The organism is Candidatus Vallotiella sp. (ex Adelges kitamiensis) (assembly GCF_020342435.1).
Taxonomy (GTDB): Bacteria; Pseudomonadota; Gammaproteobacteria; order Burkholderiales; family Burkholderiaceae; genus Mycetohabitans.
Genome location: NZ_CP080504.1, coordinates 493,580 through 516,976 on the forward strand (window position 1 = coordinate 493,580; position 23,397 = coordinate 516,976).

Annotated in this window: 17 protein-coding genes and 1 tRNA gene; 3 read left to right on the forward strand and 15 right to left on the reverse strand. The window is 43.9% G+C overall.

Annotated elements, in window-relative coordinates:
* Positions 1–163: 163 nt before the first annotated feature.
* Positions 164–1,747 carry a glutamine-hydrolyzing GMP synthase gene (guaA, locus tag K0T93_RS01930; RefSeq protein WP_225721706.1) on the forward strand — a complete coding sequence of 528 codons (1,584 nt, stop codon included), beginning with the start codon at positions 164–166 and terminating at the stop codon, positions 1,745–1,747.
* 88 nt (positions 1,748–1,835) lie between these two features.
* On the opposite strand, the gene K0T93_RS01935 is transcribed toward guaA, so the two are convergent.
* The 14 genes from K0T93_RS01935 to rpsB form a co-directional block, all read right to left on the reverse strand.
* Positions 1,836–1,924, reverse strand: a tRNA-Ser gene (locus K0T93_RS01935).
* Between the two features lie 243 nt (positions 1,925–2,167).
* Positions 2,168–2,821, reverse strand: a complete 654-nt coding sequence (gene rnhB / locus K0T93_RS01940; protein WP_225721762.1) for a ribonuclease HII — start codon at positions 2,819–2,821, stop codon at positions 2,168–2,170.
* A gap of 7 nt (positions 2,822–2,828) precedes the next feature.
* Positions 2,829–4,010, reverse strand: coding sequence for a lipid-A-disaccharide synthase (gene lpxB / locus K0T93_RS01945; RefSeq protein ID WP_225721707.1), 1,182 nt, complete (start codon positions 4,008–4,010; stop codon positions 2,829–2,831).
* Positions 4,011–4,020: 10 nt separating this feature from the next.
* Positions 4,021–4,809: an acyl-ACP--UDP-N-acetylglucosamine O-acyltransferase gene (gene lpxA / locus K0T93_RS01950; RefSeq protein ID WP_225721708.1), complete on the reverse strand. Its 789-nt coding sequence runs from the start codon at positions 4,807–4,809 to the stop codon at positions 4,021–4,023.
* Between the two features lie 43 nt (positions 4,810–4,852).
* The gene (gene fabZ, locus K0T93_RS01955; RefSeq protein WP_225721763.1) at positions 4,853–5,317 is read right to left on the reverse strand and encodes a 3-hydroxyacyl-ACP dehydratase FabZ; all 465 of its coding nucleotides are present in this window, start codon (positions 5,315–5,317) and stop codon (positions 4,853–4,855) included.
* Positions 5,318–5,364: 47 nt separating this feature from the next.
* Entirely contained in the window at positions 5,365–6,501 is a 1,137-nt protein-coding gene (gene lpxD, locus K0T93_RS01960) for a UDP-3-O-(3-hydroxymyristoyl)glucosamine N-acyltransferase (RefSeq protein WP_225721709.1), read from the reverse strand.
* 511 nt (positions 6,502–7,012) lie between these two features.
* Complete coding sequence (gene bamA, locus K0T93_RS01965) at positions 7,013–9,322, reverse strand: outer membrane protein assembly factor BamA (protein ID WP_225721710.1); 2,310 nt, start codon at positions 9,320–9,322, stop codon at positions 7,013–7,015.
* A gap of 730 nt (positions 9,323–10,052) precedes the next feature.
* Positions 10,053–11,231, reverse strand: a complete 1,179-nt coding sequence (locus tag K0T93_RS01970) for a 1-deoxy-D-xylulose-5-phosphate reductoisomerase (protein WP_225721711.1) — start codon at positions 11,229–11,231, stop codon at positions 10,053–10,055.
* Positions 11,232–11,241: 10 nt separating this feature from the next.
* Positions 11,242–12,057 carry a phosphatidate cytidylyltransferase gene (locus K0T93_RS01975; RefSeq protein WP_225721712.1) on the reverse strand — a complete coding sequence of 272 codons (816 nt, stop codon included), beginning with the start codon at positions 12,055–12,057 and terminating at the stop codon, positions 11,242–11,244.
* Positions 12,051–12,836, reverse strand: a complete 786-nt coding sequence (uppS, locus tag K0T93_RS01980; protein WP_225721713.1) for a polyprenyl diphosphate synthase — start codon at positions 12,834–12,836, stop codon at positions 12,051–12,053. Before uppS ends, K0T93_RS01975 begins: the two co-directional genes overlap by 7 nt.
* A gap of 72 nt (positions 12,837–12,908) precedes the next feature.
* A complete protein-coding gene (gene frr, locus K0T93_RS01985; protein WP_225721714.1) occupies positions 12,909–13,472 on the reverse strand; it encodes a ribosome recycling factor in 564 nt (187 codons plus the stop codon).
* A gap of 82 nt (positions 13,473–13,554) precedes the next feature.
* Positions 13,555–14,268: a UMP kinase gene (pyrH, locus tag K0T93_RS01990; RefSeq protein WP_225721715.1), complete on the reverse strand. Its 714-nt coding sequence runs from the start codon at positions 14,266–14,268 to the stop codon at positions 13,555–13,557.
* Positions 14,269–14,473: 205 nt separating this feature from the next.
* Positions 14,474–15,352 carry a translation elongation factor Ts gene (gene tsf / locus K0T93_RS01995; protein WP_225721716.1) on the reverse strand — a complete coding sequence of 293 codons (879 nt, stop codon included), beginning with the start codon at positions 15,350–15,352 and terminating at the stop codon, positions 14,474–14,476.
* A 174-nt stretch (positions 15,353–15,526) separates the two neighbouring features.
* Positions 15,527–16,273, reverse strand: a complete 747-nt coding sequence (gene rpsB / locus K0T93_RS02000; protein ID WP_225721717.1) for a 30S ribosomal protein S2 — start codon at positions 16,271–16,273, stop codon at positions 15,527–15,529.
* 1,407 nt (positions 16,274–17,680) lie between these two features.
* Between rpsB and map the strand changes: the two genes are divergently transcribed.
* Positions 17,681–18,490: a type I methionyl aminopeptidase gene (map, locus tag K0T93_RS02005; protein ID WP_225721718.1), complete on the forward strand. Its 810-nt coding sequence runs from the start codon at positions 17,681–17,683 to the stop codon at positions 18,488–18,490.
* A 522-nt stretch (positions 18,491–19,012) separates the two neighbouring features.
* Here the strand turns inward: map and ligA are convergent.
* Positions 19,013–21,055 (reverse strand): NAD-dependent DNA ligase LigA, encoded by a 2,043-nt coding sequence (ligA, locus tag K0T93_RS02010; RefSeq protein WP_445082798.1) that lies wholly within the window; start codon positions 21,053–21,055, stop codon positions 19,013–19,015.
* Positions 21,056–22,176: 1,121 nt separating this feature from the next.
* On the opposite strand from ligA, the gene dapC reads away from it, so the two are divergent.
* Positions 22,177–23,391: a succinyldiaminopimelate transaminase gene (gene dapC, locus K0T93_RS02015; RefSeq protein WP_225721720.1), complete on the forward strand. Its 1,215-nt coding sequence runs from the start codon at positions 22,177–22,179 to the stop codon at positions 23,389–23,391.
* Positions 23,392–23,397 lie beyond the last annotated feature (6 nt).

Here is a 23,397-nt window from a genome sequence, read left to right on the forward strand (position 1 = left end):
ATGAGCTAATCGTATGATTTATGTTAATTGTTATACGCACTATAAGCTTATGGGGCATACTCATATGGTTTCTTTTGGCGATTTGCATGCTCTCCTTCATCATCTAGAACTTCTGTTGTAGATCAAGCCGCTAATTTGATTCCATAAAGATTTACCTGTTTCTATGCACGATAAAATCCTAATTCTTGACTTTGGCTCTCAGTTTACACAGTTAATTGCCCGGCGTGTGCGTGAGGCTCATGTATACGCTGAGGTTCATCCCTATGATATAGATGATGCGTTTGTGCGAAAATTTGGGGCACATGGCGTTATTTTATCTGGTGGACCCAGTTCAGTTACTGACGTAGATATGCCATCTATTCCACAAGCTGTTTTCAACTTAGGTGTGCCGGTATTAGGCATTTGTTACGGCATGCAGGCAATGGCGTTGCAACTTGGTGGAAAAGTCGATCGCTGTCATATACGCGAGTTCGGCTATGCTGAGGTACATCTATGTAATCATACGAGGCTACTGGAGGGGCTTGAGGATTCAAGAACACTACAAGGGCATAGTATACAAAATGTTTGGATGAGTCACGGTGACAAGGTGGTTATAATGCCACCCAATTTTAAATTAATAGCATCGAACGAGTCATGCCCGATTGCGGCTATAGCCGATGAAGATCGGCGGTTTTATGGGTTGCAATGGCATCCGGAAGTTACGCATACGACTAAGGGACGTGACATACTCAACCGGTTTGTGCTTGAATTATGTGGAGCAAATCCAGATTGGGAAATAGGGTGCTATCTCACTGATGCAGTAGAGCAGATCCGTGCTCAGGTTTGTAACGAGCAAGTCATCCTGGGATTGTCTGGTGGCGTTGATTCATCGGTTGCAGCAGCATTACTGCACCGTGCAATCGGTGAGCAGTTGACCTGTATATTTGTAGATAATGGTTTGCTACGACTGAACGAGACTGAGCAGGTTATAGAGACTTTTAGCCAGCATCTTGGGCTGAATGTAATTCATGTTGATGCTAGTGACGCATTTATGAGTAAACTAACTGGTGTAACTGATCCGGAACATAAACGCAAAATTATTGGAGCGGAATTTATTAGGGTATTCCAGAGCGAGGCACGCAAGCTGAGAAACGCAAAATGGTTTGCACAAGGCACAATATATACAGATGTGATTGAATCAGCCGTAAAAAGTAAGAAAGGCACGCATACGATCAAGAGTCACCATAACGTTGGAGGATTACCAAAAACACTAAATCTAAAACTACTCGAACCACTAGATAAGTTATTCAAAGACGAGGTACGCACACTCGGCATCAAGCTTAATTTGCCATCGTCGATTATTTATCGACACCCATTTCCTGGGCCAGGGCTAGGTGTTCGGATCATTGGGGAGGTCAAGCAAGAGTTTATAGATCTACTACGCAAAGCAGATTCGATTTTTATAGAAACGTTACATACAACAATTGATCCCAGCAGCGGAAAATCATGGTATGAGCTAACCAGCCAAGCATTTGCAGTTTTTATACCAGTGCGCAGCGTAGGCGTGATGGGCGATCGTCGAACGTATGACTATGTTATTGCGTTGCGTGCAGTTCAGACGTTTGATTTCATGAGTGCGCATTGGGCACATTTACCGTATAAATTGCTTATGTGTACATCAAATCGAATTATTAATGAGGTTCAAGGCATTAATCGTGTTGTATACGATATTTCAGGTAAGCCACCAGCGACAATTGAATGGGAATAGTGTAATTATAAAGCTAACTGATATTTATATCGGCAGTAAAACTTAAATTTACTTATATTAAAATCGTGATTTTTATTACGAATATTTATGGTGGAGAGAGGGGGATTCGAACCCTCGATAGGTATAACCTATACACGCTTTCCAGGCGTGCGACTTAAACCACTCATCCATCTCTCCAATAAAAACTTATTTTACCAGTATTAGAAATATCAAACAAGAAAGTAATATTAGCTATATCAGCATAGCATTAAAAGTCTAGAAAAGTTACCTTGCTTTGTATAAAAAACAGAAAAAATTATAACTATATTATATGTAATAGCTTTGCACTATGATTATTCTATTTTAGAACTCGGTAATCACTACAGTAAGTAAATGCTGCTACAAAAGTCACTACTTTAGGTGCTAAAATAGTAGATCATCTTAAAATTCGAGATTCAATATTCGATAAGCCTCACGCACCGGCATAAATGAACGCCGATGATGCACACACGGCCCGTAAGTGCGTAGAGCAGCTAAATGCTGTGGTGTGCCATAGCCCATATGCGAGTCAAACCCATAGTGCGGGAATTCGCTATGTAACTCTCGCATTATACGGTCCCGCGTGACCTTTGCTAGAATCGAGGCTGCAGAAATCGATGGCACGAGTACATCACCGCGGATAATTGCTTTTGCTCTTATTGAGAGCAATGGGCAGCAATTGCCATCTATCTTAACTAGATGAGGTGTAATTCTAAGGCCTTGCACTGCGCGCTGCATCGCCAGCATTGTTGCGTTTAAAATATTGAAAGTGTCAATTTCGATAACGCTTGCAGATGCGACGCAATAGTCTAATGCGCATGAAACAATTAAGTCAAAAAGTTTTTCTCGCGCCGCCGGGCTCAAAGCCTTAGAGTCATTGAGCCCACGAATTTGAGGTACAGTGTGATTAAGAATCACTCCAGCCGCTACTACTGGACCTGCTAATGGTCCACGTCCTGCTTCATCAACACCGCAGCAAACAATATCGGCTCCATCATCAAAATCTAATCTATTTTGGATAGCATCAGCTACTTCATCATAGCTCAGCGTGCTCATGCTATTGCTAGTCATTGAATCTTCTTCGTGATGTGCCAGCGTTAATTATGTCAACAATTATTTCCGAAGCACGTACTGATGCGTTACAACGTAAGCATTCATGCATCTCAGTAAATAGTTCGACTAGCATACGTCGGTTTGTCTCATTATTCAGTTGAAGCAGTGTAGCATTAGCAAGCGCTTCTGGCGTTGCACAGTTCTGCAGAATCTCTGGCACGATAAACCGCCCGGCAAGGATATTCGGCAAACCAACATACGGAAGATAACTTTTTTTCCGCATTATCTTCTCTGTCAGCCATGGCACTTTATAAGAGATTACCATTGGCTTTTTTAGCAGTGCCGCCTCTAATGTTGCAGTGCCGCTCTTAACCAGAACTACGTCGGCAGACATCATCACTAACCGTGCATTGCCCTCAGTCAGTGTCAGTGGCAATTTTGAATACCGGTCCGCGAGCGGCTGTAGAAGCGCACGAATAAACGCATTTGGCGCAGGTACAACAAAGCACAATGATGGCTCACGCTTATGCATCAGATCCATTGCCGCAAAGAACGTTGGACCAATCAACTGTATCTCAGAGTAGCGGCTGCCTGGTAGCACTGCTACGATAGGTTTCTTTTCTGGTAAACCACTCTGACGTCGAGCATTTATGAAATCTGGCTGCATTGGAATCTCGTCAGCAAGCGGGTGTCCTACATATGTGGAAGTAACGCCAGCCTTATTCAAAATTTCTGTTTCAAATGGAAACACACAGAGCATATGATCTACCGCCTTAATAATCCTCTTGATGCGCTCGCCTCGCCACGCCCAGATTGATGGACAAACAAAGTGTATCGTTGGAATACCTGCATACCGTAGCTCTTTCTCAAGTGATAGGTTAAAATCCGGCGCGTCGACACCGATAAATACGCTTGGCGGTTCAGTCAATAGCTGATGTTTCAGCCGTCGGCGGATACGTAGGATTTCTGCGATATGACTCAGCGCCTCAACATATCCACGAACCGACAACTTATCCATTGCCCAGTGTGCTTTAAACCTATGTTCGATCATTCGTGGACCACCAATACCATAGTATTGCGTGTCTATCGGCAGACGACTAGCAAGCCCAGAAAGTAATGACGCCCCTAAGAGGTCACCAGATGCCTCGCCTGCTACCATCGCTAGTTTTAGGGGGGTAGAATATAGCATCATAATTAATGCATTAGCGAATAATGCCGCGCTTAGCTGTTTCGATGAAGCGTAGGAATATCGTAACCGGCGCATCACCATCGCCACCACGCTTTGCTAACTTGCGCAACTGTGCTTTCGCCTCGTCTAGCGATAAGCTATTTTTATAGAGGGTGCGGTGTGCAGCCCGCAGCGCAGAAATCGCATCGGCGGTGAAACCACGCCGTCGTAGCCCTTCGATATTAACGCCATGCGGCTGTGCTTTTTCACTAGCCGCGATCATATATGGTGGCAAATCCTGTACTAACGCTGACGCGCCACCGAGAAATGCATGCTCTCCGATACGAACAAATTGGTGAACTCCGGACATACCACCTAAAATCGCCCAATCACCGACATTAACATGTCCAGCAATCTGTGCATTACTCGAAAATACTGTATGGTTACCAACCTGGCAGTCATGAGCAATATGCACGTACGCCATAATCCAGTTATCGTCTCCAATACGAGTAAAGCCGTTATCTTGCGCAGTACCGGTATGAATTGTCGTGAATTCACGAATCGTGTTGCGATTACCTATCTCAAGTCGAGTCGATTCTCCGGCATACTTCATATCTTGCGGGGCACCGCCAAGCGCTGCAAAATGGCCAATACGATTATTGTCTCCTATCGTCGTATGCCCTTCTATAACCGTGTGCGAACCGACTGTCGTATACGCACCAATGCGTACATGAGCTCCAATAACCGCATAGGGCCCAATCTGAACGGTATCGTCCAAACTCGCGCCCGCTTCGATAATAGCGGCGGAATGAATACGAGTCATATCTTCGCCCTTGCTTCGTTTTACGTTGCGAAAACGCCCGCACTCAGAAGGCAGAATCCATCTGCTTAACCGTGCACATTAAGTCGGCCTCAACCGCCACTGCCCCATCCACTTCCGCACGCCCTTTAAATTTCCAGATGCTACGCTTGCAGCGCTCGTACGAAATATGTAAGATCAGTTGATCGCCTGGCTCAACAACACGCTTGAACCGTGCATTATCAATACCAACAAAGTAATACAGCGTATTTTCTGGATCATACTGCTCCTCGGCAAACGTAAGTAACCCAGCAGTTTGTGCAAGCGCCTCGAGGATAAGCACACCCGGCATTACAGGTCGCGTTGGAAAATGACCGGTAAAATATGGTTCATTAATTGTTACGTTTTTCAATGCTTTGATGCGCTTATACGGCTCTAGTTCCAGCACGCGGTCAACAAGCAGAATCGGATAGCGATGTGGAAGCAGAGCGAGAATCTTGTGGATGTCCAGGTTTATTATTTCAGTACTCATCATGTTTCAGGACGACTGAGGCGCGCATCGTATAAATGTTTATACTTTTATTCACCCACATCGTCGAGCAGCGCATGGATTGCTTCAAGTTCTGCTTCTAACTTCTTAATCCGATCGCATAGTTTTTTAATATTACGCAATAGTGCCGCGCTTTTATTCCAGTCTTTGTGTGGAACAGCAGGAAAAGAACTTGTATAAACACCCGGCTTGAGTAGCGATTTAGACACTCCGGATTTCGCCGTCACAATTACACGATTGGCAAGCGTAACGTGGCCGGCGATACCAACTGCACCAGCAATAATACAGTACTGACCAATTGTCGTACTGCCAGCAATGCCTGAGCAACCTGCAACTACTGTGTGAGCACCAATCCGGCAGTTGTGCCCAATCTGTACCAAGTTATCTATTTTTACTCCCTGTTCAACAACAGTATTGGTCATAGTGCCGCGATCAATTGTTGTGTTTGCTCCGATTTCTACATCCGGGCCAATCATAACTATGCCGACCTGCGGTATTTTTACCCATTCGCCAGTTTGTTGATCACCTTCTTTTCTAACGAAGTCTGGCGCAAATCCAAAGCCATCGGCGCCGATTACTGCGCCTGAATGCACAATTACACGCTCGCCGAGTTGGCAGCCATGGTGCACGGTTACGTTCGGATATAGGTGCGAATTATTGCCAACTACAGCATCATGACCAATAAAAACATGAGCACCGATATGTACAGACTCGCCGACTACTACGCCTGCTTCGATTGTGACGTGTGAGGCAATCGATGCGCTAGCTGCCACCGTCGCAGTGGGATCGATTACCGCACTAGGATGCACACCTTCTACTAAAGACGATAGAGCCGCTGCTTCCGAGAACTGCTGTGAAACGCGCGCAAAATAAGAATATGGGTTTAGCGTCACAATGAAAGCTGGCTCAGGCGCGTTGCCGGTTATTTCATTCTTAATCCGAAGCTTATCTAAATCCGGCTGGCTTATTAATATCGCTGTCGCATGCGTTGAGCTCACGTATTCTAAATATTTTGAATGACCAACAAAGGCAAGCTGTCCGGGTTTTGCACTCTCTAGCGGCGCGCAGCCTGTGACTATGCTACTAGCGTCGCCAATCACTATGCCCCCGTAAAGTTGCATTAACTGGGTTAGAGTTATAGATAGGTGCGATGATACTGCAGTCAATTCGCCACGCCTTTAACAAGCATATAAATCTGGTCTGTAATGTTGATGAACGGACTTACGTAGATTGATCTTCGTACTATTGGGTAATAGTGTTTCGACTCAAAAAGTCACTTTTAGCATAGTCAAATACACTAGCTGATTCTTTATTGTGCCACTGATTTAGATTTTCTCAAAACTCTCTATGTTTGTGTTGAAAGACCATATTAACCTGTTCTAAGTTGAACTGCTGTTCGTATAAGAGTATCGAGGCACTGCTCTTATAGCACATCGCTTCTAGATTTGGTTCTATCTTTAAAGGTTACCTACCCGCTTTTAAGCGCTTTCGCCTAATTTTACAGATTTTGTTAGCACTGACTCATGTGAAGCAAAGTCTGAATAGACCGATTCTATTGCATTTTTCGAATTAAGCGCTACCACCGTAATGATACAGCTAATATTATATATCGTACTTATTATGGTATAATAATATACTGGTTAGTAAAGTCATCTTTCACATTAATACAAGCTATTTTCAGAATGCAGTACCAAATTGGAACTGCAATTCCTGATACTGATCGCCACTACGCTTTATAAGCGGTAAACCTAAGCTCAGCCTTAACGGTCCAAACGGTGAGATCCATTCTAAGCCCAAGCCATAGCTGTAGCGTAAGCTATTTGATTCGAGATTACTATTGCCCGTGTTCCATACGTTACCACTGTCTAGGAAAGTAAATGCGTGTAATGTTCGATTGTAACTAATTCCTGGCACGGGAAACATCAACTCGATGCTTCCCGTCATCATAGTTGATCCACCTGTAGGATTGCCTGTTATTGTGTCCTGTGGACCAAGTGAGTTCGGCTTATATCCACGTACTGATCCAATCCCGCCAGAAAAGTAGTTCTTAAAAATTGGGTAAGGCTGTTTGCTTAACCCCTTACCATAGCCACCCCGAAAGTTTAGGCCTAATATTAGGCCATGGGAAAACGAGTAATAGTGTTGTACTTGTATATTTGTCTTGCAGTACTGTATTTTATCAAGCGGTGTGCCATATTCTGCGTTGACCTGCATATAATAGCCGCGGCTTGGCACTGTCGTATTATCGCGGGTGTCGTACGACCAACCAAACGTGATTGGAATGTTATTTGAGATGTAGCCAAACTTTTTTATATAGTCGATATAGCTTTTCGGAGACGAAGACTTCATGTTTACACGATTCTGTTCAGCGCCAACACTAAAATATATAGTGTTAGCTTCTGAAAACGGAATACCAAACTTTAAGCTACTTCCCGCGGTAATAATTTGAAAGTCTGAATCAGACCAGAAATATAATGGCTGATACGTACGATAGTAAACATTTGTGATTTTTTTGATCCCATCTATTGTGAAATATGGATTGATATGTGTAAAAGATAACTCGCGGTACGAACGAGCAGTGTTAAAGTTCAACGATAAGCTTTTGCCAAAGCCGTGCACACTTTCTTGTGATACGCCACCCAAGATTACCATCTTATCTGTAGATGAGCAGCCTGCAGCAAGCGTTGCTGCACCAGTCGACTTCTCAATTACTTTGAGGTCAATATCAACTTGATCATTCGTGTTCTTTACTGGAGTTATCATGAATTTTACGTCAGTGAAGTAGCCTAGTCGGTTAATCCGATCTTGCGACAGAATAAGACGGCGGTTATCAAACCACGAACTCTCAAATTGCTGTATCTCACGACGGATTACTTCATCATGCGTCCCATGATTACCCGTGATATTTACTCGGCGTACATAGACACGCCGGCTCGGATCAACATGCAGAATTAATTTTACTGTATGATGTTCCCGATCGATATTCTGCTGTGCCTCTACATTGGCAAAAGCGTAGCCATACTCACCAAGCTTCTGGATAATTGCTGTAGTTGACACCTGTAGTTTCTCTATGGAGAATTGATCCCCCTGCCTTAACTGCACTAGCCTTTCTAATTCAGCCCTCTTGTTGAGCAAGTTTCCAGAAAGGTTAATACAAGACACTTTGTATGAGTGACCTTCATGCAGTACTATCGTCAGATATATATCTTTTTTATTTGGTGAAATCGATGCCTGCGTCGAGTCAATTTGAAACTCAAAGTAACCCTGATTCAGATAATATGAGTATATCTTTTCAAGATCACGGGTAAACTTTTCTTTCAAATATAAATCAGTTCTTGTATACCAAGAGAATAAGTGCGATGTAGACAGCTGCATTTCGTTACGTAATATGCTAGTCGAGAAAATTTTATTGCCAATAAAATTAATCTGTCGGATCTTCGCTCTTGGTCCTTCTACGATTGAAAATAAGATAGATATACGATTATGATCGATGTCAATTGGTTGAACCGTCGTTCTTATCTCTGCCGCATGGTGACCGCGCACTAGGTATTGACGTTTCAATTCCTGCTTAGCCTTTTCGAGCTGCGCCTCATCATAGTAGCGTCCATTAGATAGGCCAACCGAGCGTAGTATCTCAATCAGGTTTTCTGTATAGAACTTATGTATACCATCAAAACTAATTGAGCTAATAAGTGGGCGCTCCTGAACGTTAACCACTAAGGTATTCTTTCGCACTAGCACTCGGACGTCACTAAAAAAACCTGTCGCATACAATGCATGGATTACCTTTGATCCTTTTTCATGAGTGAACATGTCACCTTTCTTAATTGGCAAGTAGGCAAATACTATACCCGGCTCTACCCACCGTAGTCCTTGGAGGCGAATGTCTTGAACGACAAACGGCACTGCCGCATGCGCAACTATTCCACATGTCGAGAACAACGCCGCTGCAACCAGCTTAGGAACAAAGCGGTAATGTTTAAACAACTTTCTTCCTCAATATTTTTGTTGCAAGGTATATCGAGCTAGGCACACGCACATGGTAACGTACTTAAAAATACTTAGGGGTGAGGTTAATCAGTATGCCCAAAGATAACGTAAGGATGCATACGAGGTTTATCGCCTATAAAGAATTTCTATCGTTTTTAAAACTTTTGCTATTTTAGTTATGACTAAATAATATAATGGACAGCCTATATAGATTCTCCGGCGATAGTCTAGTAATATCGATAAATATTCGCCTAGATTAATACACTAAATAGATTAAAATATTCACACATTCGCCCACAATTCTATCGAAATTATTCTGACCTGCATTGAGCTGTTTATGATATATAACGTCTTTATCTACAGCGTACGAAATTACAAGCAATTGTGATTGTGGATGTTCTAAAACATGTGAATCTAGATTACTTCAATGCATAAGTACACGGTTTCCATCGAGGAACGAAACTGTATTAGAATAGCCAAAATAGCGCACTAATTACTCAAAAAATACTACTTGTCAAACATATGTTTGCGCGCTTTTCTTTAATACTGCAATGTTAGGCGATCGAAGCGCACATCTAGAATTTCCTAACACAAATCGTTTTGGAATAACGGGATTGGCTATCTATCAAGTTAGCTGACAACTCTTAAAAAGAGCTAAGCGATAGCTTATAAAGCATTGCTTAGCACCAGAAATAGAGATCTTACCATTTTGTATATATCCGACTAATTATGCGTATAGGTATCGAGCTAGCGCTTTTTGAGCCGCCCGACGCGCTCGTGCATCAGTATCTAGCACTGCATCTAGTGTCGTTAAAACATCGGCCTGTACTTGCTCAAGTACATCACTGATCACTGCTGCGATCGCGGTAAATCTAATATGTCGTGCAAGAAACGCTTCAACTGCTACCTCGTTAGCTGCGTTCAACACTGTGCTCGCAGCGCCTCCTTCATTTAATGCCTGTAGCGCTAGCGACAAGCACGGAAAACGCTCATAGTCAGGTGGTTCAAAAGTTAGAGTTGCAACTTTTGCTAGATCTAACTCCTCAACACCTGATGTGATCCGCTTCGGAAACGCTAGTGCATGGGCGATGGGTGTGCGCATATCGGGATTGCCTAGCTGCGCAAGTGTTGAGCCGTCTGCATACGATACTAGAGAATGGATTACACTTTGTGGATGTATTAATACGCGAATCTGTTCTGGCCGAAGATTAAATAACCAGCTTGCCTCAATTACTTCAAGGCCTTTATTCATCATTGTAGCGGAATCAACCGAGATTTTACGCCCCATAATCCAGTTTGGATGTTTACATGCTTCCTCTGGAGTTACATTAACTAACGTAAACGGTTCGCGCAGGCGGAATGGACCGCCGGACGCGGTTAGCTGGATTCGGGTTACTTCTCCATGTAAACTGGGCTCACGAGGAAAACATTGGAAAATTGCATTATGCTCACTATCAATAGGCAACAGGGTAGCACCGCTTGTATGGATCGCATCCATAAATAATGCACCAGACATTACTAATGCCTCCTTATTCGCGAGCAGAATCCGCTTACCAGCGCGTGCCGCCGCTAGTGTTGGCTCCAGCCCAGCCGCACCAACAATAGCTGAAACCACCGTATTGCAGGCCGTATCTGCCGCGACGGATATGATCGCAGCACGGCCATAGTCAACACGAGTCATACAACCTACTTCGCATAAGCGTTCCCGAAGTTGCGTTGCCGTCTGCGCATCATCAACCACTGCAACATATGGCGCGAAGCGTATACATTGCTGAGCAAGTTTTTCCCAGTTATGGTGCGCAGTTAACGCGTGGATAGGAAATCTATCCGGATATCGAGCGATCACGTTCAACGTGCTCTCGCCGATCGATCCTGTCGAGCCCAGAAGAGTTACACAATATTGCATGATGAATAGTTCAACTCAAAAGCAGCATCGCCAGCGGGAGTACAGGTAACAGCCCGTCGATCCGGTCTAACACACCGCCATGACCGGGCAGTAACTGACTCGAATCTTTCACACCAGCCTGGCGCTTTAACAGCGATTCAAACAAATCGCCAACTATGCTAAAAACGACTAGAAAGCTGAGTGCAAGTATCGCGCCTACTATTCCGAAACGCTTAACTAATAAGTTTGTTACAGTTAATAGACTGGAATTTACGTAAAACACAAGCAGCGCACCCATAATAGCCGATAACCATCCACCGATTGCTCCTCCCCATGTTTTACTAGGACTAATTACTGGTGCCAGCTTGTACCGTCTAAAGCGCTTCCCTATAAAGTATGCGCCGCTATCGGCAAGCCAAACAATAAATAATAAGGATAGTACACATGTAACACCAGCCATACGAGTGACCATCACCGTATGCCAACACGCGATGAATAGAACCATTCCTACTATCAGCAGGAAACCTCGCCATGCACCACTAACTAATATCGGCTTACGCAACAGAACAAATGGCGCCCCGACAATCCAAAATGCTGCGGCTATCCATAATGGCGCGTCACCTAGCACTGCGCTAGTTAATATGTAGGCAACCAGCATCACACTAGATAGTACTGAATAGTAAAACGGCCAGATACCCGGCAGTTTTAATAATTTACCCCATTCCCATGCGGCAAAAGCAAGTATAAAAGCGATAAGTGAGCCGAAACCACCTAACGGTACACAGAACGTAACTGGTAATAAAACTGAAAGCATGCTAATCGCTGTAATCATGCGGATTTTTAGCATGAAATCAAATCTACATTTTTCAGCTTTTGAGTAAGTTGTGCGCTAGTGCGCCCAAAGCGTCGTTCGCGTTTGCGGTATGCGGCGATCGCTTTACTTAATTCTGCATCATTAAACTCTGGCCAAAAAACGCGGGTAAAATAAAACTCAGTATAGGCTAGCTGCCATAAAAGAAAATTGCTAACGCGCTGTTCTCCACCTGTGCGAATAAACAAATCCGGCTCCGGCGCATACGCCATCGCCAAATGTTGTGCAAAACTCGACTCATTTACATTCTGTATGGTGGAGTTTCCATCTATGCATTGCTGCGCAATTTTACGTGTGGCCTGTAAAATATCCCAACGGCCTCCATAATTTGCTGCGATAGTGAGTGTCAGACCCGTATTACCCGCTGTCTTAACTTCTGCGTGGTATATCAGCTCCTGCGTTCGGGATTCAAACATTGATAAATCACCGACCACACGCAGCCTAATATCATTTGTATGCAGATGCAAAATTTCGCGCTCAAGTGCACTGATAAAAAGATGCATTAAGAATGACACCTCGTCGACCGGCCGTCTCCAGTTCTCAGAACTAAACGCAAACAAAGTTAGAAATGCGGTGCCCTGCGTTGCACATGCCCCAATTATGGCCCGTACTGCCTCGAGTCCTTTTATATGACCTGAAACACGTGGTAGGTGCCTGCTTTCTGCCCATCGCCCATTTCCATCCATGATGATTGCAATATGTCGCGGTACGTCTGTAACAGACGGTGTGCACACCGTGGAACTAGTATGTATCATGTCGTCGTTCCGCATTGGCCAGCCGAAAGATGTAAGGCAAATAGGAAGTATCTATGGCACCGCTTTATCGCCTCATACTGTCATAACTTCTGATTCTTTAATCTGAACTAACTTCTCTATTGCAGCGACAAACTTATTAGTTAGCTTTTGAATTTCGTCTTGCGCTCGCCGCTCATTATCCTCAGAAATATTTTTATCTTTCAATAATTTTTTTAACTGATCATTCGCATCACGGCGTAGATTACGTACTACTACCTTCGCGCTTTCGCCTTCTGACTTCACGACTTTGCTCAACTCTCGTCGACGCTCTTCTGTCAAGACTGGCATTGGCACACGGATCAGGTCACCCAGCAACGCTGGATTCAAACCAAAATTGGATTCACGAATCGCTTTCATAACAACTGTAACCATTTTTTTATCCCACGGCTGCACGCTAATCGTGCGAGAATCGATTAGCGCTAGATTCGCAACCTGCGAAATCGACACATTCGAACCGAAGTAGTCGACTTGAATGTGATCTAGTAAGCCTATATGAGCTCGACCTGTTCGTATTTTTGTTAGAAAATCATTTTTAAAACCTTCTAAGGAGCGGCGCATCTTCTGCTCCACGTCTTTCTTAATATCTTCGATAGTCATCAGACCTCCTAAACAATATAGCCTAATACTAATAAGCTACACAGGAATAGGTTATATTGACGGTTTTTCCCGCCCCGACTGTTTATACATGTACTAGTGTGCCTTCGTTACCGCCTTGTACGATACGTTTTAGGGCGCCCGGCTTATTGATCGAGAATACCCGGATAGGTAAATTTTGGTCTCGGCATAATGAAAATGCAGTTGTGTCCATCACCTTCAAATTGAGATTGATCGCTTTATCAAAGCTGATCGTTGCGTAACGTGTAGCCGTCGGATATTTTTTAGGATCGGCAGAGTAGACACCGTCGACTTTTGTGGCCTTAAGAATAACTTCTGCGCCAATTTCTGCACCCCGTAGCGCAGCGGCGGTATCCGTAGTAAAAAATGGATTACCTGTGCCGGCAGCAAAAATAACAACTCGTCCTTCCTCCAGTTGTCGGATTGCACGCCACCGGATATAAGGCTCCACTACTTGGTCCATTCGCAACGCAGACTGCACGCGCGCCTCGATGCCTGCATGGCGGATAGAATCCTGCAGCGCTAAGGCATTCATCATCGTTGCGAGCATCCCCATGTAGTCTGCCGTTGCGCGATCCATACCCGACGAACCTCCCACCACACCACGGAAGATGTTACCGCCACCGATCACGAGAGCGAGCTGACAATCTAACTTTATAACGTTGACGATATCCGCAACGATTCGCTCGATTGTTGTACGCTTAATTCCAAATGTATCATCACCCATCAGGGCTTCGCCAGAGAGTTTAAGCAGAAGGCGTTTATAGACAGTTGACATGGCAGATATTCGCTTGCACCGTGAAAAACTTCAGGGCTATATAGGAGAAATGCGTTTCGGATTAAGCACTGAAAATGCACCGTGACAACTAACACGTACTCAGACGCATAATAATGCGCCGATGCGACGCGGGTTGTCGCTAGCCGGAAGCATATAAGAGTAGCGCCATACCCGCATAGGTTCGCTACCACTCACGCATAACAGCTTACTTCTTTTGTTCTGCGGCAACCTGCGCAGCCACTTCAATCTCGAAATTGTCATGATGCTTCTCAACACCTTCCCCAAGCATAAATAGTGCAAATCGCCGCACTACTGTATTCGTTTCCTGAAGCATCTGTTGGACTGTCTGCTTATCGTTTTTCACAAATGGTTGGTTAAAGAGCGAAACCTCCTTCAAGTATTTTTGAACGCTGCCCTCGATCATCTTCGCGACGATATCAGGCGACTTCCCTGACTCGGATGCCTTCTTCTCAGCAATGCTACGTTCTTTCATAATTAGTTTAGCTGATACGTCGTCTGATGAGAGGGACACTGGTTTCATCGCAGCGATATGCATTGCAATATCCTTACCAACCTGCTCATTAGTGCCGTCGTATTCAACTAGCACACCAATGCGTGTTCCATGTAAGTATGACGCTAGTTTATACTTAGTCTCAAAGCGCACAAATCGGCGAATCGTTATGTTTTCTCCAATTTTTCCAATCAGTACGGTGCGTACTGTATCCACTGGTGAACCATCTAGTAATAACGTGGACAGCTTGGCAACGTCCGATGGATTCTGAGTAGCAACTAATTTCGCGACTTTTTTTGCGAAGGAAATAAAATTTATGTTCTTTGCCACGAAATCTGTTTCGCAGTTCAATTCGACTAAGGCACCACTGTCACCAATGAATGATTCGATTACGCCTTCCGACGTCATGCGTACTGCTGCCCTGCTAGCTCTGCTTCCGAGTCTTACTCGGAGCACCTCCTCAGCACGAGTCATAGCACCATCAGCCTCAATCAACGCTTTCTTGCATTCCATGATTGGCGCATCGGTTTTTGCGCGTAGCTTTGCAACCATGGTTGATGTAATTGTCGCCATTGTCTACCCCTTGTAAATCTATTGAACTATCGATGGTCTATATAATGCGTGGATATTATTTCAATATACTGTCGCATGACACAGCAGAACCCAGGGTATGAGAGTAATGTCTCTCCTAAAAAAAGGGGGCTCAATGAAGCCCCATTGCTTAACTAGATGCTAACCCATCAAGAATCATACTTGCTCGTTGAGCCTGACGAATTCATTGTTGCCGCTCACCGCTTGTATAACGTCGTTTAGCGCGTTTTCTCGACCCTCAAGAATTGCGTCAGTAATACCTTGCGCATATAAAGCAACGGCCTTACTTGCATCGTCATTGCCTGGGATTACATAGTCAATACCATCTGGCGCGTGATTCGTATCCACAACCGCAATAATTGGCACGCTAAGCTTCTTTGCTTCTGTAATAGCGATTTTATGATAACCAACGTCAATAACGAACACTGCATCTGGTATGCTTCCCATGCTTTTTACACCACCGATCGATTTTTGCAACTTTTCCATCTCACGCTCGAACATCAACGCCTCTTTCTTGCTCATTTTTTCAACTTCGCCGGATTCAATAACCGCTTCCATGTCTTTAAGCTTTTTAATTGAAATTTTTAGTGTCTTAAAGTTTGTCAACATCCCACCGAGCCAGCGGTTATTCACGTACGGCATCCCGGCTCGTATCGCCTCTTTTTCGATCGTGTCGCGTGCTTGGCGCTTTGTACAGACGAATAGAATTGTGCCCTGGTTAGTCGCGATTTGACGCGCGTATTTCAGCGCATCGTTATACATTGGCAAAGTCTTTTCAAGGTTGATGATATGAATCTTGTTGCGATGACCAAAGATAAATGGTGCCATCTTTGGGTGCCAAAATCGGGTCTGGTGACCAAAATGTACACCTGCTTCTAACATGTGACGCATTCTCACCGTCATAAAATTCTCCATAAGGGTTCAGGTCTTAAGCCAGCTGCTGTATTACATCTGTATCGCGTAACACCCTTAAATTAGCCGGCTTGTAATTAATAAAATTAATTGAAATACAGTAAAATTGTACCACATATGCACTTACCTAAGTTAAGTGCGTTAATTGTATATAGAAAAATAATTAGTGTATTCTATTTTCTGTAGCTAGCGCATGCTAGCTATTGCTTACTGTGTAATTTTAGTAATTTAACGAAGGCTTTTCTTATTTAGAGAGTAACACTTACTTTTTAAGTTTCTTTTTATCGAATAAATAAAATAAGATAAACTAATTATAAATACCCTTCAAACGGCGTCTAGATAGCAGATAGCGACACACCTCATCTAATTACCGATTTCGCTGAAATAGAGTTTGGTATAGGAGATTGAAATAGTTTACAATTCTATGCTTAAAAAATCCTTATATTGTATTAATTAGTATAAGCAAGGTAGTAATTATCAATTCTACGGACAGATTAGCCCGTACGACTATGTCTTTTCTCAATTCTTTTCCAGAAAAGACAGTGTTTCTCTATGCTTCGTGTGCTGATAAATATATAAGAATATATAGACAACATAAGTATTATCTTCTTAGACTAAAGTATAGCGATATATTTCACATACGGAACCTACATAATAAAAATATTATAATATGTCAGGAAAGTTGAGTTTAAGCATAGATTATTTATTGTTATATTTTCGGATTTTTACAAAGCACAGATTTCATTTTCAAAAAACAATGAGTATTCTCATCTTCTCAAGACAGAGAGGATTAAAGTTCAAACAGTTTGTATAACGGATTGCCATATAATCTCAGATTAGTGAGATATATCAAACTTGAGTAAGTAATTGTAGCACCGTCGCTAAGATTTCTATGTCTTACATATATACTGAGTCTGTCTCTAACGAGACAAATGCATTTTTGCAATGTAAAACATGTTATTATCCTGATTAAAAATCGATTTTTCTTGAAAATCGAATAGCTTGTCAGGCTAGCTATATTTTATACTAAACCCCAGGTGGGCGTGGCTTTTCAATCGATGCTTACTAGGCTCACAAATAAAATCGAAGCATAAAGTGTAAGTCATATTTATGAGCTATCTTATGCGATTACATATTATCGAGGACAGATAGAAGCATAATTATAAAAAGGCTAATATTAGTAATACTGATAGTGCTCAGAAAAACTATAATTTATACGTTAGCATTCTTGTTTAGCCGTTCTCTTAGAGAAATTAGTCGATTTTTGCAGCACACATATGCTCTACATTCTGCTCGTTTCTATAATGACAACGCCTACCGTACATTTTATTTCTTATCTGCGCACAGCATAGATGCAATAATGCAGCATAACTTTGTACTTTTACCCAACGTGTACATATGCCCGTCATTATTAAAAACGAATACGATATAGCTAAAATGCGTATTGCATGCCGTCTTGCAAGCGAGGTGCTAGATTACATCACGCCCTTCATTAAGCCTGACATTACCACTAGCGAACTAGATAAACTTTGTTATGAATATATGCTTTATCAGCAGCATACAGTTCCTGCACCGCTTAACTACCAGCCGTTTGGCTATCCACCGTATCCGAAAGCAACCTGCATCTCTGTAAATGATGTGGTTTGTCACGGTATTCCTAGCAATAAAAAATTAAAAAATAATGACATACTAAATATCGACATTACAGTGATCAAAGACGGTTACTTTGGCGACACGAGCCGAATGTTTATCGTCAACTCGGGATCGATCCTGTGCAATCGGCTCGTACAAGTCACCTACGAATGCATGTGGCTCGGTATTGATCAGGTGCGGCCTAGCGCGCACCTAGGCGATATTGGGTACGCAATCCAGCATCACGCTGAAGCACACGGATACAGCGTCGTACGAGAATATTGTGGCCACGGTATTGGCAATGTGTTTCATGAAGAGCCACAAATCCTGCACTACGGCCATCCCAGTACTGGTATGCAGATCCAGCCAGGAATGATCTTTACTATCGAGCCCATGATTAATGCCGGGCGCCGCGAGATCAGGACGATGTCAGACCAATGGACCGTCAGGACACGCGATCATAGTTTATCCGCGCAATGGGAGCACACGGTACTAGTAACGCAAACTGGATATGAGGTATTAACTATATCAGCTAATACCCCAGCTAAGCCGATGATTATCACAGAGTGTGTTTAGGCTACTAAACTGTACCCACTGCTATATAGCCGCACTATCTTATACACTATTCATTACGTAGAGCAGTCATGCCGATCAGGTGCAGAGCTACTTGTTAATCTGTATTTAATGAAATAAGTCCATCTATAAGCTTCGATGCTATAATTAGTATGTTCTTTTTGAGGACTCAAAATAAACTAATGAAGACAAGACTTTATTTTTTAAATGAAATAAAGCGCTGTTTTGATAAAGTCCCATGCAGAAATAGCTCCCGCGGGGCGCCACCTAGAAGCTATAAATATCTGCGATATTACACCACAAGAAAAGTTTTCTTGTGTACTTTGTATGAGAGTACTTGATACACAAACTTTCTTTACAGCATTATCAACATACGCATTTCCCCATACGCTCTCGGGCTAAAACTGAAGCGCGGTGAAGTCTGCGCTGCTGGCTGCATATATTATCTCTCAATAGGTTGATATGGCTCCAGCAATTGCCTTATCTAAAATTCCTCAATATGCATTAATCGTGGGCACGGTATGATTAAGCAGAACATTGCTGCGCACCCTCCAAAAGTCTATGCATCTCTTCTTCATTCACAATCGCAATACCTAGCTCCTTAGCTTTTATCAGTTTACTACCTGGGTTAGCTCCAGCTACGACGTAATTTGTCTTCCTCGATACTGATGCCGTGACTTTCGCGCCCGACGCCTCTAGCATTTCCTTGGCTGTATTACGGGATAGGGTTAACGTTCCCGTTAGTACCACCGTTATACCTGCTAGTAGACCACTTTGTTTATGGAGCGCCATCGGCCTCTCAGGCCATTGAACGCCCGCCGTTCGAAGTTGATCAATCACTATCCGATTATGTGGCTCTAAAAAGAAATGGTGGATTGCTTTTGCGGCCACGGGGCCTACATCGTTAATCTCAAGCAGTGCTTTCTCGCTGGCATTCATTAGCGCATTGAGCGAGCCGAAATGCTGAGCTAGTGCCTTTGCAGTCTCCTCGCCAACGTATCGAATACCTAGCGCATAGATGAATCGTGGCAATGTTGTGTCCCGTGCTCGCACCAACGAATCAATAAGGTTTTGTGCAGATTTGTCCGCGAAACGATTCAATTTCAACACAGTCGAAAAGACTAGGTTAAATAGATCCGCGGGCGTATGAATTAGATTCTGATCAACCAATTGATCAATAATTCTCTTGCCGATTCCCTCTATGTCGAGTGCCCGCCGCTTCGCGAAATGCCATAACGCCTGCTTACGCTGAGCGGCACAGATTAATCCACCTATACATCGCGCGATTGCCCGATCTGGCCGGTGTTCGATTGAAGAACCACAAACTGGACAGTGGGTTGGCATCGTGAAAGGCTTTGCATTGGCCGGCCTGTGATCCTTAATAGCGCCGACTACTTCTGGAATAACGTCACCAGCACGCCGCACAATAACAGTATCCCCGATTAAGATATTCTTGCGAAGTACCTCGTCCGCATTGTGTAGAGTCGCATTGGTTACAGTGACACCACCAACTAAGACTGGATTGAGCCGTGCAACTGGCGTGATCGCACCAGTACGACCGACCTGCACCTCGATCTCTAGTAACTGGGTTAGTGCTTCCTGAGCTGGAAACTTATGTGCCAAAGCAAAGCGGGGCGCACGGGAAACGTAACCAAGTTTTTCCTGTTCGTCGCGTCGGTTAACCTTGTAGACGACACCGTCGATATCGTACGGCAACGACGAGCGGCGCGCACCTACACTATGAAGAAATGTTATCAGGTTTACTGCGCCACGCACTACTGCCCGATCCTGGCTTACTGGCAAGCCCATTCTTGCGCACCAGTCAAGTAGCGCTGAATGTGTGTCCGGCATTGAGGCGCCCTCTAGAACACCGATACCATACATGAAAAACGATAATGGACGCTTCGCACTAATCCTAGAATCAAGCTGCCGAAGACTACCAGCTGCCGCATTACGCGGATTTGCGAATTCACGCTGTCCTGCCATGCGTTGCCGCTCGTTGAGTCGCTCAAAATCAAGCTTGAACATCAGCACTTCGCCGCGTACATCAATGAGTCTCGGCACTGTGTCGCCAACGAGAATTAATGGCAGTGACCTAATAGTTCTTACGTTCGCGGTTACATCTTCACCAATCTTTCCATCGCCCCGTGTTGAGGCTTCCACGAAACGGCCATCTTCGTAGCGCAGGGAAACTGCTAGACCATCGAATTTTAGTTCGCACGCGTATTCGACGTCACTATGCTGCAATGCATCGCTGACGCGCTTATCGAACGCAATAACATCGCTGTCTTCGAACCCATTATTCAGTGAAAGCATTGGCACATCGTGAATAACAGGAGAAAAACCTTCAGCAACCGTGCCGCCGATACGTTGTGTCGGCGAAGTAGGTGTGATTAGATCCGGATGATCTATCTCAAGTTTTTCAAGTTCTTTGAAAAATTTATCATATTCTGCATCCGTAATCTCGGGTCGGTCAAGCACGTAGTATGCATAATTAGCACAATTCAGTTTGTTACGCAGCCAGGTGACGCGCTTAGATGGACAGTTAAAGGCCTGCGAAAATATCATACATAACATGAAATTTGGTTATTTATGGTAAAATTACGATAAGAAACTAAGTATTAGCGTTTATGCGAGGTGCTTTTAATAAAAATCCTAGCGCTACATAAACCAGGTGCACACGTGTAGCGCACTACGCATTTTCTTACCGATTGTAGACCGTACAACACACTTAACTCCCCAATGGGGGGTAGTTGTACATTAGCCAAAATCGCAAGATTTTCTTTTAAGCTGCCCCGTATGTCAGGGGCGTTACGTAAGAGGATGAATACTAGGCGTTAAACTTGAGGAACTGTCGTGCTATCTAGCAAGGATAATCTATCCTATGATTCGACAATTTGCATATATCATTACGTAAAATTATGATGCTAAAAAAACATATATTTAGGCTAAATTACATACACTGATTCAAAAAGCTTTCGCTGTTACTATCGTGTAGCAGGCAAATTTTGCTTATCCCACAAGTAAAAGTTAAAAACTCTAATATAAAAGGTGCAATTCTTTTATCGCAGTTCCCCCCTTTAAGAAAAGCATTTCAATATGTCCCGTAGGTTAGCTCTACTACCCATTTATGATCTGCGTGTATTCGCTAGATAAGCTCGGTATTTCAATGTCCTCATGTTCGGCGAGCTGAATGTAGTGATAAGATGGTTAGTCTGACTCACCTAGCTATTTAGATTCAATGAATGACATTTATCCAGCTGGCTAAGGGAGACGCTCAACGGTAACGTGGTTGGTTTCTTCCTGTCCAAATGCGGATAGGTTGACACTTCACGTCTATTTCTCTTTCCTGTTAAAGTAGCTAGTTAACATTGTGCTAGCTGGGGTGTTATCTCTGTCTCTATGGAATTCTCTTTCCTAAATCGTTTGCACACGAGCTATATAGAAGGCTACATCCTACATTGATTTGCAAAGTATATAGATCTGTAGATCATCCAGTATACTTCAGCTAAATTGTTAAATTTTTACAGTTATTGGGACTAACAACACTAAGAAACCAACCAAGCAATTGAATAATATATGCAGACATGCTAAAATTAGAAGTTAACCTTCATTTAACATAACCACTGCGTGCATATTAGTGCAGCAGCAGTCGCTCTCTCTTCTCGCGTCGCCCTAAAGATCTATCAGTGAATCCGCGGCTCAACCTCCTGCAACCATATCCTTTTGAAAGGCTGCATGCGCTATTCAGCGGTGTGACGCCTTCTCCGGCATATGTTCCGATTAATTTTAGTATCGGTGAGCCAAAGCATCCAACACCGGCATTTATTCGCGAGGCCGTGCAGGCTTCGCTCGATGGATTGGGGTTATATCCGGCAACTGCTGGCGCATTGCCACTGCGGCATACGATCGCACTGTGGTTGCAGCGGCGCTATAGATTGCCCTCAGTGGATCCAGCTACCGAGGTGTTACCAGTGTCTGGGTCACGCGAGGCATTATTCGCATTCGCGCAAACAATTATCGACTCAAGCTATACAAATGCCGTAGGATTTCAGCCTGTCGTACTATGCCCAAACCCAGGATATCAAATCTACGAAGGTGCAGCGCTGCTTGCTGGCGCTCAGCCATACTACGTAAATAGTGATCCAGCATATCGTTACGTGTGCGATTACAGTACAGTACCAGATCATGTCTGGACACGCACACAGCTCCTGTATGTGTGTTCGCCAGGTAATCCGACTGGAGCGGTGCTAGATCTAGATAATTGGAGGGAGATTTTCTCGCTGTCCGATCGCTTCGGTTTCACAATTGCCTCAGATGAATGTTACTCTGAAATATATTTCGAAGAATGTAGCCCGCCAATCGGCGGGCTACAGGCTGCCCATATACTAGGCCGTAGCTTCGAGCGCATCGTCATGTTTTCCAGTTTATCTAAGCGTTCAAATATTCCCGGAATGCGTTCTGGGTGCGTCGCCGGCGATGCGTCGCTTTTGAAAAACTTTCTCTTATTCCGAACTTATCATGGTTCAGCATTAAGCCCTGTCTACCAAGCTGCGAGCATCGCTGCGTGGGGCGACGAGCAGCATGTATTCGATAATCGTCAACGGTACGTTGAGAAATTCTCCGCCGTTACTCCGATGCTAAGCGAAGTATTAGATATCACGATGCCCGACGCTGGTTTTTACCTATGGGTGCGGGTTTCATGCACTGGATTAGATGATTGTACATTCGCACGCCGCCTATACGCCGCTCATAATGTTACTGTTTTGCCGGGATCATATCTTGCTAGAACTGTGTACTGTACTAACCCAGGATGTGACTATGTGCGCATCGCACTAGTTCCCGATAAATCAAAATGCATAGAAGGCATTCGCCGTATCGTAGAGTTTTGTAAAAGCCTATAACGCGCT